The following is a 14716-nucleotide window of genomic DNA, read 5'->3' as shown; positions in this document are numbered from 1 at the left end:
AATTTTCTGATATTACCTGCCCACACATCAGATCTTTTTCCGTCTTATGCAGGACATCATGTATAGATTAACGCTGAATTTTCACTTTGTCCAGATATAATAGCATTATTTTATAGCAATTTAGCATTTGCCGAAGGACACACACGGTTCAGCGCACATTCCGCACATTTCGGTCGTCTGGCGATACAGATCGTTCTTCCAAGTGTAATGATCTGAATATTATATAAGATCCACTGTTCCTTTGGAAGCTTTTCCATAAGCTCATGCTCGATCTTCACCGGATCATCACTATCTGTCAGCCCAAGCAGCCTGGAAATACGTTTTACATGTGTATCAACGACGATACTTGGCTCGTGGTAGATATTGCCACGGATCACATTTGCGGTTTTTCTTCCAACACCGTCTAATTTCGTCAGGCTCTCGATATCACTCGGCACTTCTCCGCCATATTCACTGATGAGCTTCTTTGCACAGCCAATTATATTCTTCGCTTTATTCTTATAAAATCCGGTCGAGTAAATATCCTTTTCCAGTTCCTTGATATCTGCATCGGCAAATGCCTGCAAGGTCGGATATTTCACGAACAGATCCTTTGTTACGATGTTTACTCTGGCATCTGTACATTGTGCCGACAGCATCGTTGCGATCAGAAGCTGCCATGCATTTTCATGATTCAGATAACACTTGTAATCAGTTCCGTATGTCTCATTCAAGATCCGGCAGATCTCAGCGACCTGCTGCTTTTCTTTTTTTGTCATGCTACATTACTCCTGTTTTCCTGCCAGATAGTTGATAAACTGCTGTGCTGTACGGCCGGAGATTCCACCATGCGACAGCTCCCATTTGTTTGCTTCCGCACACAGTTCTTCCTCTGTCATATGAATGCCATTCTTCTCTGCCAGACCTACAACGATCTGGAAATATTCCTTCTGTGACGGCTTGCTATAATTGATCGTAACACCAAAACGATTGACCAGTGACAGCTTCTCCTGCATTGTATCGCTCTTGTGCATACCATTGTTATTCTCAAGATCGGTACGATCTGTCCATGTCTCACGGATCAGATGACGACGGTTCGATGTTGCATAGATCAGGACATTATCCGGTTTGATCTCCAGACCGCCTTCGATGACTGCCTTCAGATATTTGTATTCTGTCTCGAATTCCTCAAAGGACAGGTCATCCATGTAAATGATGAATCGATAGTTTCGATTCTTGATCTGGGAAATAACCTGTGACAGATCCTGAAACTGATGCTTATAAATCTCGATCATACGAAGTCCCTGATCGTAATATTCATTTATGATCGCCTTGATCGTTGTTGACTTTCCGGTTCCGCTGTCGCCAAATAACAGCGCATTATTCGCTTTACGTCCTGCAACAAAGGCTTCTGTGTTCTCCACGATCTTCTGTTTCTGAATCTCATATCCGATCAGATCATCCAGACGGACATCCTCTGTGTTGTTGATCGGAACGAACTGCATATCTCCATTTGTCGGGTGAACGATACGGAATGCCTTGTTCAGTCCGAACATTCCAACACCATATGCCTTATAGAAATCCGTCACGATCTTGAAGATATCATTTTCATCCTTTGCTCCTTCAATCGCACGGCTGATATCCTGTACCTTTGTGCTGACGTTCTTGTTATACATACGTTCTTTCTTGCCGATGGCTTTATAATTATTCACGATCGTGAAGCAGTCAATATCCAACGCTTCCTCGATCTCAGAGAAATCAAAATCAAACAGCTTCTTGAAGATCTTGAAATCATTTTTTGCAAAATAATTAACGGTTCCGTCATTGGCACCCACTTTTTCACTCGTCATAGAGAATGAATTCTCATTTGTGATAAGGATAAATGCCAGATAATTGTGCCACAGATTTGTGTCAAATCCATAATCGGTAGCAAGATCCAGCAACCGCTTGATCTGGTCGTAGATCCTTGCAACCAGCTCCGCATTCGGACAGTCTCCGCGGTCAAAATCCTCAAATATCCCGGACAACTTCATCAGAATACTGTTTTCACCCAGATTTCTATATAATACTAATTTCGCTATATCTCTGTACATCTTAAATTATCCTTCTTTCTTCATTTGTCTATATAAACAGGCATTTGCCCTGTTTTATCCAGCTCGTTTCTCTCAGGCATTTTCCTTGCTTCTTTTCTCTTTCATGCGTCTGGACTGTCGTCTCTGCTGCCGCTTCCGGGGTTTCTCCCTCCAGCCATCATCCGACGAAGCGTAAGGTTCTCCGTACTTTTCCCATGCGACTCCCTTTTCCCGCAATCTCATAAGTACGAATTCCTTCACCAGTGCATATAAGACAGAGGATAATGGTACAAATATCAGCATACCGAGAATTCCCATCAGATCTCCGCCAATGATAACGGCAACCAACACCCATATAGATGGAAGTCCGACGGACCCGCCTACCACATGCGGATAGATCAGATTTCCCTCGACCTGCTGCAATACGATAAACAGGATCAGAAATACCAATACCTTCTTCGGATCGTCAACCAGAATGAGAAATGCACCGACACCACATCCAATAAATGCACCAAAGACCGGAATCAATGCCGTTACCACAATCGTAACACTGACCGTCAGTGCATATGGAATACTAAGGACGCTCATGGATACAAAGAACATCAAGCCCAGAATACATGCCTCCAGACACTGTCCGGTTATAAAATTTGCAAATGTCTCATCTGCCATAACGCAGGTCTTGATGATCTTATCTGCTGTTTTCTCTTTAAATAACGCATATATCAGACCCTTTGTCTGACGCTTCAAGTTCTCCTTCTGTGCCAGAATATAGATTGCGAAAAATAATCCAACCACAAAATCGACTATACCGCTGACAACAGAGGTTGCAAAATTAAATGTTGATGACAACAGGCTTCCGCTTCCATTCTTTATCAGATTGATCGCACTCTCACTCACCTTATCCCATGCAATATCAATCTCCATGATCCGGTCAACGATATCCGGATACCCCGCTGCCAGATTCACCGCCCAATTCTTAATTGCCTCCATCGTAGACGGAAACTGCTGTCCGATCGCTGTAATTGTCCGGCTGACCTCCGGTATCAGCATCGTGATCACAAAAGCAATCACCAGGACGACGCAGATAATGGAAAGCACCATACAGACCGGTCTCCGGAACCGATACCATCTGCTTTTTTCATTTCGGAATAACAGATTTTCAAATCCCTTCATCGGCACATTCAGAATGAACGCAATCGCAAATCCGATCACGAACGGCATAAGCAACCCGATGATCCATGTACCGCAGGCATAGATTTTATCAAAACGAAATACGCAAAATACGACTAATACAGTTATAATGATCAGTTTTATGAGCTTTTTCATATTCGAATTATTCAATTCCAAATTCAATTTCCTCTGCTTTCTTTTTACATTTTTTTGAGCAGGCACATAGAACGTGTCTGCTCAATCATGCCAAGACCATTTATTCCGGCAGATTGATGTTCCCAAATACATCACCTATGGAATAGGTCATATTCTCTTTTGGTTTATAAGCATTCATAATCGGAGCCATGATCTTCTCAAACTTCTCCCTGTCCTTTGAAAGAATGAATACTTCTGCTGTATTTCTGGCATCCCACAATGCATCATGCTCTTTTCCCTGAAAATCTTCTCCCAGATAGAATACCGCATCTGACAGTGCCAGTCTTCTTCTGGTTCCAAGCATACGTGCAAATTCCTTCTGGAAATCCTTCCATTTGGATGCAAGCTTCTGTGCATCCGGGTTATTGTAGGATTTTAACTTGCACTCCCGGTTGAACTGCCGCAGATCATTCTCACTCCATGCATAGATCACATCCGCGCTTAAGCCCCATGCAATGAACCGATCCATCGCAATCGCAAAATCCGGTGCATCGTCTACCATCTCATTTGTGATCCCTGTAAGATTTGTTATTCTGGATGTCACAGGCGTAATTCCCGGCTTTACATAAGTCTTGAACGAATCAATCTCCTTATATGTATCGTCCAGCTTAACAGCTCCTATTTCAATTATTTCATTTTTGCAAATTTTTAATTCATCGGGATGAGAATTATCGATCTGATTCATCTCAAAATCCACAAATATATACTCCATGTGTCACAACCTTCCTGAAGCTGTCTTCCGGGTGAAAGCCACCTGCCGAACATGGCTTCCATCATCACAATCTTACCTTAAAGCATACCATTCACAGTCAAAAATGTCTATCTTTTTCTTAGTGGAGATTTCCTGTAAATGCCCTGTTAAAAATTGTAGCTGTCTCGGCTTTATTTACCGTAACTTAAAAGATTTCGGATAAATAAAGCTGGGACAGCTACAGTTTTTTACAGGATATCTATTCTCCATAGCCAAAAACATTATTCATTATAACTATTTCCTACCTGTTTTTTTACACATATAAATCGCCACAAGTATAAACGGCAATGAAAATACCCCTGACAGTACATCGGAGATTCCCTGTGTAAGAGCCACGCCTGTTTCCTGAAAACACATTGGAAGAAGCCAGATCAATGGCAGGAAAAAGATTCCCTGTCTGGTGGATGATATGAGAATGGCTTTTCCGATCTCCCCTATTGCCTGAAATAACATACCGCTGACCAGGCAAACCGCCATAAATGGCAATGACACCGCATGCATCCGGAGGGAGCGCACGCCCAGATCAAGTGCTGCATTTTTGCCAAATAACGAGATGATCGGAGAGGCAAATATCCACACAAGAACACCCGCGACAGCCGATGCGATGATCTGGCTTAGAAGTGTAAACGTGATTGCCTTTTTTACCCGGTCATTTTCCTTTGCCCCATAGTTGTAGCCAACCACCGGCGCAAATCCCTGCCCATATCCGACCATGACTGCAAATAATATGGCAAATACTTTATTTGATACTGATATCGCAGCTACCACATCATCCCCATATTCTCTCGCCGCCCGGTTCAACAGGATCGTTGCCACGCAGACCAGCCCCTGACGGAAGAAAGACGGAATACCTGTTCTCGTAATATCGGCTGCCGTCTGCCTGAACGGCTTCCCTTTCTGTCGCTTTAATCCAATCACGCTTTTCCCGCTCAACATTACGATCAACATAATAGCAAGGCTTACGCTCTGCCCACAAAATGTCGCAATTCCAGCTCCGCGGATTCCAAGCTCCAAACCCGACACCAGAATCGGATCTAAGACTGCATTTAAGACAGCACCGCTTCCAATTCCAACTAACGCCCAGACAGGCATTCCTTCCGCCCGCAGAACATTGTTGAGTACATACGACACACACATGACCGGAGCTGTAAGCAGGATCCAGAATCCATAGTCTAATGCAAATGTCTCGATCGTATCCGTCGATCCCAGAAAATCAACCAGCGGTTTCTGCCACAGGAAACCTGCTCCCATCAATATAAGCCCGGCAATCAGAGACATTAAAACCGCAACCAGTGCATCTCTGCCTGCCTCCTTTTCTTTCTGTTCACCTAAAAATCGGGATATTCTGCTGCCTGCACCCATGCCAAATGTATACCCTACCGCCTGTATCATAGCAAGCACCGAAAATAAAACCCCAACTGCCGCAACTGCACTGTTTCCAAGATCCGAAACAAAATACATATCTACAATATTGTACGTTGTTCCGGCAAGCATACTGACAATGGTTGAACAGGATAATCGCAAAATAAGAGAAGGCACAGGAGTCTGTGTCATTTTCACATGATTCTCCTGTGCCTTATCCTTCGTATTGTCAGTTTTACCTTGAACACTATTATTTTTCATACGCAGACATCCTGCCCTATAGTCATAGTAAGAAACCGACAAATAAATATTTCTGTATCCATCCAAACTCTGATACCAAAATCATAACAATCTTTTATATCATCCGGATATTGATGCATTATTTCAGAAATTCAGCCACTTCCTCGATCTTATTCTGTGCATCATACACGCCCAGATCGTACATTGCCTGAATCTTCTTATCATCCTTTTCCGTTCTTGATATGTCGATCTGTACACTCGGACGGATAATAAGAACCTCGCCCTTCTGTTCCAGTTCAGCCAGCTTCTCCAATGTCTTATTATAATACAAATGCCGCATGGCTATTCGTTTCACATACTCCGGATATTCCTTATACCGGATTGCTTCCAGCTTCAACATGCTGTCTTCTTCCTTGACATAGCCTTCCGGTCTGGTTAAAACTACGATATCTTTTCGATATCCCATTCTCCGGAACTGGAAGATTGGAATGCTGTCTGCCGTTCCGCCATCCAATAACTTCTTGCCATCTACTTCTACAATCTGTGACACGATCGGAAGTGATGCTGATGCACGAAGCTTGTCCATATCCTTTCGAAGATCCGTACATTCCAGATACTCCGGCTGCCCGGTTTCTACATTTGTACAGCATACATAAAATCTCGTTGGATTCTCCTCAAATGCATCATAATCGAATTTGTATAATTCATTTGGTAGCCGATCATAACAAAAATCAACTCCAAATAAATTTCCCGTTTTCAACAATGACTTCAAACTCATATATTCCTTATTGTTTCGGTATTCCAAACTGTATGCAATATTTCTTCCACGCTGCTTGGACAAAAAGGATGCTCCATGAATAGCTCCCGCCGATACGCCGATCACGCCATCCACTGTAATATTATGATCTAAAAATACATCCAGTACGCCAGCAGTATAGATGCCACGCATGCCACCGCCTTCTAAAACCAATCCTGTCTTTGTCATATATCTTCAACTTCCTTTCAAAACGAATTTGCCATCTTTTGTTTTTACTATGATAACGCAAATCTGGATTTTAGCAAGAGGAATTTTGTGGATTATAATATTACATAAAAAACAACATCAACATGCCAGCCATAAGACTACCTTCGGATAATCTTATTTTTAACACATTGATGTTGCTTTTATATGTTCTCTATTCGATTATTTATTACTTATTCTTCACCCAGATATTTGTCGATGCTGACTAACTTTACACAAAGAACAAAGATCTTTGAAGCTGCTTCCATCTCCTCAACAGATGGGAAGGATGGTGCGATACGGATATTGCTGTCTTTTGGATCTTTACCGTATGGATATGTTGCACCTGCGCCTGTCAGAACAACTCCTGCATCCTTACACATTGCTACGATCTTCTTTGCACAGCCCTCTAATGCATCAAATGAAATGAAATATCCACCAACCGGTCTAATCCATGAACCGATCTCAAGTCCTGCAAGCTCCTTATCGAATTCATTCAGAACTGCTTCAAACTTTGGTCTTAAGATATCTGCATGCTTCTCCATATGAGCCTTTATGCCATCGATATTCTTAAAGAATCTTGTATGACGAAGCTGGTTGATCTTATCATGTCCGATTGTCTGAACAGTAAGCTGCTTCTTGATAAATTCAACATTTCTCGGAGATGTTGCAAGTGCTGCTACACCGGAGCCAGGGAATGTAATCTTGGAAGTAGAGCCAAACATGTATACCATATCCGGATTTCCGGCTTTCTCACATTCATCTATGATATTTAAAATCTTTGCCTGCTTGTCCTTATATAAATGATGGATGCAGTATGCGTTATCCCAGTAGATTCTGAAGTCTTCTGCTGCAGGCTTTAATGCTGCAAAACGTCTTACTACTTCATCTGAATAAACGATTCCTGTTGGATTTGAATACTTTGGTACACACCAGATTCCCTTTACTGCAGGATCGTTATTTACATATTTCTCTACAAGATCCATGTCCGGACCATCCTCTAATAAAGGAATATTGATCATTTCAATTCCGAAGAATTCTGTGATCTTGAAATGTCTGTCATATCCCGGTACAGGACAAAGGAACTTCACCTTGTCCAGCTTACACCATGGAGTAGAACCATTTACACCATGTGTCATGGAACGTGATACTGTATCATACATTACATTTAAGCTGGAGTTACCATATACGATGATATTCTCTTTCTTAACTTCCATCATATCTGCCATAAGCTGACGGCACTCACCGATACCATCCAGATCACCATAGTTTCTGGTATCGTTTCCTAACAAAGTTCTCATATCCGAAGAACTATTGATCTCATCTAACATTCCCATAGACAATGCAAGCTGTGAGAATCCAGGCTTACCTCTTGCCATGTTCAGACTCAGACCTTTTGCCTGTTCTTCCTTATACTCCTCCAAAAGAGCGGCTTTTAAAGTCAATAATTCATCTTTACTCATATCTTTGTATTTCTTCATTCTACATACCTGTGCCTTTCACTTATTCTATTCCGGTTAAATCAGTTATGTCCTGTAAAATTCCTATTAGCTATTTTAAAACATTTTTCAAAAAAGGCAAGCCTATAATTGAAAATTCTTGTCTATTTCGTTTTAAATATCAACTATTTTATTGAATTTTCTTTATTTTATTCAGTTTTTTCTGCAAAAATCGTATTTTTCTCCATTATTTTCATATATGACTTGTTTTCATTAAGTAATATGCAAACAAAATGACACCGGTCAGACTCTTTCCGACCGGTGCCATCTTATATGTATTTACGAATTGATACTTTTATAAACGTTCATCCTAGTATATGGAACTAAAATCCAGATACCACTTTCCAGCTCGCTTATATACATACATTGTGATATCTTCTTCGACATCATCATCTTTGCCTTTTACCTTAATGGTAGCTTCTACACGTGCAACCTGACTGACCTTGATATCGTATTCATCTTCATAGTCTTCCTTCTTATCTTCCAGCTTGCTGCCCTTTAACTTCTTAACCTTCTTGAACTTAACCTTGATACTCTTTACTTTACCAACCTGATTCTCCAGAGCCTCGCCTGAATATTCCATAACGTCGTCTAACTGTTCGATCATATCTTCTTTGTCGATATCATTTTCATCCTTAATATATTTAATGATCTTCTTATCGATCAGCTTATACATCTTCTTACCGCTCTGCTTTTCTACTGCATTTACATAAGCCTTAATAACTGCCTTTGGGCTCTGTTTGCCGTGGCTGGCAATTCCACCGATAATGTTAAAGATCAGAATCAATGCAACAACTGCTGCCGCCGCAATAATAACGATCTTCTTATTATTCACAATCGCATTCTTTACCTTATCAAATCCGCTGCCTGCCGGCTTATTACCCTGTGGCTGCTGTCCATACTGTCCACCATATGCCTGCTGGTTTGGATCATAATACTGCTGTCCGCCGTATGCCTGCTGGTTCGGATCATAATACTGCTGTCCGCCATATGCCTGCTGGTTTGGATCATAATACTGCTGTCCGCCGTATGCCTGCTGATTTGGATTCATATTCTGAGCTGCTCCATCCGGCTGTCCGGCATTCATGCCATTTTGCTGATTTCCATTCATATTCTCGTCCATGTTACTCTCCTTTATAATTCAGACTAAATTTCATCTGACAGCCTCATCTGCCAGATAGCCCATCGATAACACAATATATTCATTATCGACAAAATTTATTCTACCATCTAAAATCTCAACAGACAATATATTTCTAAAATTTTTGCTAAAGAAATGCCACACTTGTATATGCTCCAACCCCAAAATTCAGATACAACATTTCTGCTCTGTCTGGATTTCCACGAAAAAAAGAGATAACATAACTGCTATCTCTCTTTTCTTCGGCAATTCCCTACCAGTCATTCAGACTCTCCATCTTATCAAGTTGATTCTGGATCAGTGAAACTACCATATCTCTTATCTCATAGGTCTTCATATCTGCAAATGTCTCATATGGGATCGGTGGCAGAAAATGAAGCTGTGTAATAACCTTTCGGAAAGATTTTCCTTCGAATGGTTTAAATGAATCATATAATACAACCGGCACGATCGGGCATTTTGCCTTCTGTGCGATCTTGAAGCTTCCCGGCAGGAAACCTCTCAGAGAATTATGGTTATGGTCATATCCGCCTTCCGGGAAAAGAATATATCGTCTTCCCGCTTTGACCTCTGTCGCAACGTCATTAATTACCTGAACCTGCTGCCTGAGATCGGTTTTATCCAGACGCTTTGCCTTTAACAGCTCACACAACTGCGTGACGATAAACAAATGTGATCGCTTCGCATCCATTACATATGTGCATGGCTTTTCATGTACGCTTATAACACCAAGTGCATCGTACTTGCCCTGATGATTTGCAAACATGATATATCCGCCTTCTGTCGGCAGATTCTCCATGCCGGATGCAACCGTCTCGATACGCCCTCTTTTCTTTACATGCTCGATCATAACCTGTGCCATTCTGTAGCATGTCTCCTCATCATATTTCTCACCATGTCTGGCATAATATGACATCTTCGGAACATAATACAAAATCAGAAAAAAACAGGAAATGATCACTATAAAAAATCTAACCATCTACCTAAATCCCCTGAATTTACAACTCTCCGTCCAAAAGTACTGCAATATCCAACAACTGTTTTTTTGATCCGGTGCGATCCGCACCGGATCCGGCCATTTATAAATCTCTACCCGTTACCTTTAATCGCATTAACGCTCTGGAAAGAGATGCTTCTGTCTGTTTGTACTCTTTCAGACTTTCCTTCTGCCTCAAACGCTCTTTCGCACGTTCAAGTGCCTGTTCAGCACGGACTCTGTCGATATCCTCCGGACGCTCTGCAGAATCCACCAGCATCGTTACACGGTTATTTACGATCTGGGCAAATCCTTCCCCGACAACACCAAGGATCTTCTTTCCATCCGGTGTATCAATTCGGATCTCCCCGATACTGGTTGCAATGATCATATTCTCATGGTGAGGAAGGACTGCCATCTCACCATCTTCCAAAGGCAATACAAACTTCGTAACCTTATCATCAAAAAATACTTTATTACTTGATATGACTCTCAGGTAAAATGTATTCATGTCTGTCTGCCTCCTTTATCCTACTGTCCCTTTGCGGCTTTTTCTTTGACTTCTTCGATTCCGCCTACGTTAAAGAATGCCCACTCAGGATATTCATCCATCTCACCGTCTAAGATAGCCTTAAAGCCCTTTACTGTTTCTTTAAGAGGTACATATTTTCCCGGAACACCTGTAAAGTTCTCTGCTACATGGAATGGCTGTGATAAGAACTTCTGCACCTTACGTGCTCTTGTAACCGTAATCTTATCTTCCTCTGATAATTCTTCCATACCAAGAATTGCGATGATATCCTGTAATTCTCTGTATTTCTGAAGAATCTCCTGAACGCCTCTGGCTACATTATAATGTTCTTCGCCGACAACGTCCACCTCCAGAATACGGGAATTGGATTCCAGAGGATCAACAGCAGGATAGATACCCTGTTCTACGATCTTTCTGGAAAGAACGGTTGTCGCATCCAGATGTGCAAATGTAGTTGCCGGAGCCGGATCTGTCAAGTCATCGGCAGGCACATAAACTGCCTGTACGGAAGTAACGGATCCTGATTTTGTAGAAGCGATTCGCTCCTGCAATTCACCAAGCTCATTTGCCAGAGTTGGCTGATAACCAACTGCGGATGGCATACGTCCAAGCAGGGAAGAAACCTCTGATCCCGCCTGTACAAAACGGAAGATATTATCTATAAATAATAACACATCCTGATGATTTACGTCACGGAAATATTCTGCCATCGTAAGTCCTGTTTCCGCAACACGCATTCTTGCTCCAGGTGGCTCGTTCATCTGTCCAAACACTAAGGCTGTCTTGGACAATACCCCTGACTCTTTCATCTCTGTCCAGAGGTCATTACCCTCTCTGGAACGCTCACCGACACCAGTGAAGATAGAATATCCGCCATGCTCTGTTGCTACATTCTGGATCAGCTCCTGGATCAGAACGGTCTTACCTACACCGGCACCACCGAACAGACCAATCTTACCACCTTTGGCATATGGGGCAAGAAGATCGATAACCTTGATACCTGTTTCGAGAATCTCAACAACAGGGCTCTGATCCTCAAATGACGGAGGATCTCTGTGGATGACCCAGTGCTCTGTATCTGCCAGATTCGGTCCACCGTCCAGAGTGTCACCGGTTACATTAAATAATCTGCCAAGGGTATCTGTACCAACCGGAACCTTGATTCCTGATCCTGTCGGAACAACCTCCATATCTCTGGATAAGCCCTCGCTTGCTGCCAGCATGATGCATCTGACGGTATTATTTCCGATGTGCTGTGCAGCTTCCATTATGCATTTCTTTCCATGATTATCAACTTCCAGAGCATCCTTGATGTTTGGTAAATCATTATCCGGAAATTCTACGTCTACAACAGGTCCCATGACCTGTACTATTTTACCGTTTTTCAAAACATCAGACCTCCTATTTCTTATTCTGCAGAGCCTTCGCACCACCAACTACCTCGGTAATCTCCTGCGTGATCGCAGCCTGTCTGGCTCTGTTGTATTTAATACTGAGATCAGCTAACATATCTTTCGCACTTCTGGTTGCAGAATCCATTGCCATCATTCGGGAATTCTGTTCACTACAGAAGGATTCAACCAGTGCTCCATATATGAAACCTGTAATATAATTCGGAACAATTCGATCCATGACCGCTCTCGGAGAAGGTTCAATGATGATCTCCTCATGATAGACATCCGCCTGTGAGATCTTGAAATCTATCTTTCTGAACGGAAGAAGCTGGATCATCTCCGGCTCTGCCGTTACACTATTTATCATCTTCGTATAAATGATATAGACTTCATCGATCTTACCGCTTTCATAGTTTTCCAGCATCTTATCCGCAATAACCCTTGCTCTGTGAAGACTTGGGTTCTGTGCTGTATACTGGAAATGAATATCAACCGGCACATTCTTCCTTGCAAAATAATGTCTTCCCACCTGTCCGACAACATATAATTCGCTGTCCGGGTGATTTGCCAGTTCTTCTTCTGCGATCTTAATGATATTATGGTTATATGCACCTGCCATGCCCTTATCGGCTGTAACCACAATATAACCTCTTTTCGGATTTTCCTTCTTTTCATCGTCTTCATTTTCGAAATAAAGATGATCCATATCAGGAAGATGTCGTAACAGTCGTGCCAGAGAAACCTGTAAAGTATAGAAATACGGTTCCGTATTCTCCAGATCCTTCTTCGCTTTTTTCAGTTTGGAAGAAGAGATCATGTACATGGCATTTGTGATCTTCATTGTATCCTTAATGCTTTTTATTCTGTTTTGGATTTCTTTGGTACTTGCCAATTACTCCACCCTCTTCATAAACTCTTTTCCTGCTTCAAGAATATGTTCTTTCAGATCATCTGTAAGAACCTTTCCTTCTTCAATCTCTTTGATAACATCCGGTTCTGCATCCTTGAAATATGCAAGCATATCCATCTGTGTCTGCTTTACTTTCTTGATATCTACATTTAAGAACAGCTTATTTGTTGCTGCAACCAGTGTAATAACCTGCTCTGCCATACTAAGCGGATGACATAACGGCTGTTTTAACAACTCCATCAGTCCCTTACCATAAGTAAGCTGCTCCTTTGTATTCTCATCCAGATCGGAACTGAACTGGGTAAATACTTCCATCTCACGGAACTGTGCAAGATCGATACGAACGGTACCGGTTGCTTTCTTCATAGCCTTGGTCTGCGCTGCACCACCGACACGGGATACAGACAATCCTACATTTACCGCAGGACGCATACCGGAGAAAAACAGATCACTCTCAAGGAAGATCTGACCATCCGTGATGGAGATAACATTTGTAGGGATGTATGCAGATACATCACCTGCCTGTGTCTCTATAATAGGAAGGGCTGTGATCGAACCACCGCCTAATGAATCCTTTAACTTACTGGAACGCTCAAGCAGTCTGGAATGCAGATAGAATACATCACCTGGATATGCCTCACGTCCAGGGGAACGTCCAAGTAACAGGGACAGTGTTCTGTATGCTACTGCATGCTTTGACAGATCATCGTATACGATGAGCACGTCTTTTCCCTTATGCATAAAATATTCTGCCATCGATGTTCCTGCATATGGTGCTATATACTGAAGCGGTGCAGGATCACTGGCTGTTGATGCTACAATGATCGTATAGTCCATTGCATCGTTTTTCTCAAGTGTGGAAACAATCTTTGCAACGGTGGATGCCTTCTGACCGATCGCTACATAGATACAAACAACATCCTTTCCACGCTGGTTGATGATCGTATCAAGTGCGATCGAAGTCTTACCGGTCTGACGATCACCGATGATCAGCTCACGCTGTCCTTTACCGATCGGGAACATGGAATCGATCGACAGGATACCGGTCTGAAGTGGTTCATTGACCGACTGTCTGTCTGCGATACTTGGTGCTTCCTGCTCAACCGGCATGTAATCTGCCTCTTTGATCGCTCCCTTACCATCAATTGGTGCACCCAATGCATTGATGATTCTTCCAAGGAATTCTTCACCTACCGGTACGCCGGCTCTCTTACCTGTTCTGGTAACCTTTGTACCTTCTTTTATTCCGGTATCTTTTCCGAACAGGATACATCCGATCTCGGTTCTTCTGATATCCTGTACCATACCCTTGATACCATTTTCAAATACTACAATCTCACCATACATGGCATTATCAATACCATATATCGTTACTATTCCATCTCCTACCCAGATGACAGTTCCTACTTCTTTGTCCCGGGTGTCGAAGTCAAAATTCTCTATCTCACTTTTCAGTATGGAGATAATATCTCCTGAACTTATTGAACTCAAATCT

13 protein-coding genes are annotated in these 14716 nt (G+C 42.3%); all 13 read right to left on the bottom strand.

The annotated features are described in order from the left end of the window. Nucleotides 1-110: 110 nt before the first annotated feature. The 13 genes from nth to atpA all read right to left on the bottom strand — a co-directional run bounded on the left by nth (nt 111) and on the right by atpA (nt 14712). Nucleotides 111-758 (bottom strand): endonuclease III, encoded by a 648-nt coding sequence (gene nth / locus GT641_RS05700; RefSeq protein ID WP_119963111.1) that lies wholly within the window; start codon nt 756-758, stop codon nt 111-113. A gap of 6 nt (nt 759-764) precedes the next feature. Then, nucleotides 765-2072 carry an ATP-binding protein gene (locus tag GT641_RS05695; RefSeq protein ID WP_008400495.1) on the bottom strand — a complete coding sequence of 436 codons (1308 nt, stop codon included), beginning with the start codon at nt 2070-2072 and terminating at the stop codon, nt 765-767. 72 nt (nt 2073-2144) lie between these two features. Beyond that, on the bottom strand, nt 2145-3398 hold the full coding sequence (locus tag GT641_RS05690; protein ID WP_243143702.1) for an AI-2E family transporter: 1254 nt from the start codon (nt 3396-3398) through the stop codon (nt 2145-2147). Nucleotides 3399-3477: 79 nt separating this feature from the next. Beyond that, on the bottom strand, nt 3478-4128 hold the full coding sequence (locus tag GT641_RS05685; RefSeq protein WP_161117028.1) for a 3'-5' exonuclease: 651 nt from the start codon (nt 4126-4128) through the stop codon (nt 3478-3480). Nucleotides 4129-4401: 273 nt separating this feature from the next. Continuing rightward, nucleotides 4402-5790, bottom strand: coding sequence for an MATE family efflux transporter (locus tag GT641_RS05680; protein WP_161117027.1), 1389 nt, complete (start codon nt 5788-5790; stop codon nt 4402-4404). 118 nt (nt 5791-5908) lie between these two features. Next, nucleotides 5909-6754, bottom strand: a complete 846-nt coding sequence (locus tag GT641_RS13295) for a patatin family protein (protein ID WP_008400500.1) — start codon at nt 6752-6754, stop codon at nt 5909-5911. A 209-nt stretch (nt 6755-6963) separates the two neighbouring features. Further along, a complete protein-coding gene (locus GT641_RS05670; protein ID WP_008400501.1) occupies nt 6964-8250 on the bottom strand; it encodes an aminotransferase class I/II-fold pyridoxal phosphate-dependent enzyme in 1287 nt (428 codons plus the stop codon). A 328-nt stretch (nt 8251-8578) separates the two neighbouring features. Beyond that, nucleotides 8579-9391 (bottom strand): hypothetical protein, encoded by an 813-nt coding sequence (locus GT641_RS12970; protein ID WP_192919811.1) that lies wholly within the window; start codon nt 9389-9391, stop codon nt 8579-8581. A gap of 271 nt (nt 9392-9662) precedes the next feature. Beyond that, nucleotides 9663-10388, bottom strand: a complete 726-nt coding sequence (locus GT641_RS05665; protein ID WP_008400504.1) for a lysophospholipid acyltransferase family protein — start codon at nt 10386-10388, stop codon at nt 9663-9665. A gap of 100 nt (nt 10389-10488) precedes the next feature. Beyond that, nucleotides 10489-10896, bottom strand: a complete 408-nt coding sequence (atpC, locus tag GT641_RS05660) for an ATP synthase F1 subunit epsilon (protein WP_008400505.1) — start codon at nt 10894-10896, stop codon at nt 10489-10491. A 20-nt stretch (nt 10897-10916) separates the two neighbouring features. Beyond that, a complete protein-coding gene (atpD, locus tag GT641_RS05655; protein ID WP_044944676.1) occupies nt 10917-12305 on the bottom strand; it encodes a F0F1 ATP synthase subunit beta in 1389 nt (462 codons plus the stop codon). Nucleotides 12306-12318: 13 nt separating this feature from the next. Then, nucleotides 12319-13203 carry an ATP synthase F1 subunit gamma gene (gene atpG / locus GT641_RS05650; protein ID WP_008400507.1) on the bottom strand — a complete coding sequence of 295 codons (885 nt, stop codon included), beginning with the start codon at nt 13201-13203 and terminating at the stop codon, nt 12319-12321. Next, nucleotides 13204-14712, bottom strand: a complete 1509-nt coding sequence (atpA, locus tag GT641_RS05645) for a F0F1 ATP synthase subunit alpha (protein ID WP_008400508.1) — start codon at nt 14710-14712, stop codon at nt 13204-13206. Between the last annotated feature and the right edge of the window lie 4 nt (nt 14713-14716).

The sequence above is a fragment of the Clostridium sp. BIOML-A1 genome, from assembly GCF_009874105.1.
Lineage (GTDB): Bacteria > Bacillota > Clostridia > Lachnospirales > Lachnospiraceae > Coprococcus.
Note: the sequence above shows the minus strand (reverse complement) of the source record. Positions and strands in the feature narration are given on the sequence as shown.

Bases quoted from the DNA above. Each gene is read 5' to 3' on its own strand.
- GT641_RS13295 (WP_008400500.1), bottom strand. From the start codon at position 6,754: ATGACAAAGACAGGATTGGTTTTAGAAGGCGGTGGCATGCGTGGCATC.
- GT641_RS05670 (WP_008400501.1), bottom strand. From the start codon at position 8,250: ATGAAGAAATACAAAGATATGAGTAAAGATGAATTATTGACTTTAAAA.
- GT641_RS05695 (WP_008400495.1), bottom strand. From the start codon at position 2,072: ATGTACAGAGATATAGCGAAATTAGTATTATATAGAAATCTGGGTGAA.
- atpC (WP_008400505.1), bottom strand. From the start codon at position 10,896: ATGAATACATTTTACCTGAGAGTCATATCAAGTAATAAAGTATTTTTT.
- GT641_RS05680 (WP_161117027.1), bottom strand. From the start codon at position 5,790: ATGAAAAATAATAGTGTTCAAGGTAAAACTGACAATACGAAGGATAAG.
- GT641_RS05685 (WP_161117028.1), bottom strand. From the start codon at position 4,128: ATGGAGTATATATTTGTGGATTTTGAGATGAATCAGATCGATAATTCT.
- GT641_RS12970 (WP_192919811.1), bottom strand. From the start codon at position 9,391: ATGGACGAGAATATGAATGGAAATCAGCAAAATGGCATGAATGCCGGA.
- nth (WP_119963111.1), bottom strand. From the start codon at position 758: ATGACAAAAAAAGAAAAGCAGCAGGTCGCTGAGATCTGCCGGATCTTG.
- GT641_RS05665 (WP_008400504.1), bottom strand. From the start codon at position 10,388: ATGGTTAGATTTTTTATAGTGATCATTTCCTGTTTTTTTCTGATTTTG.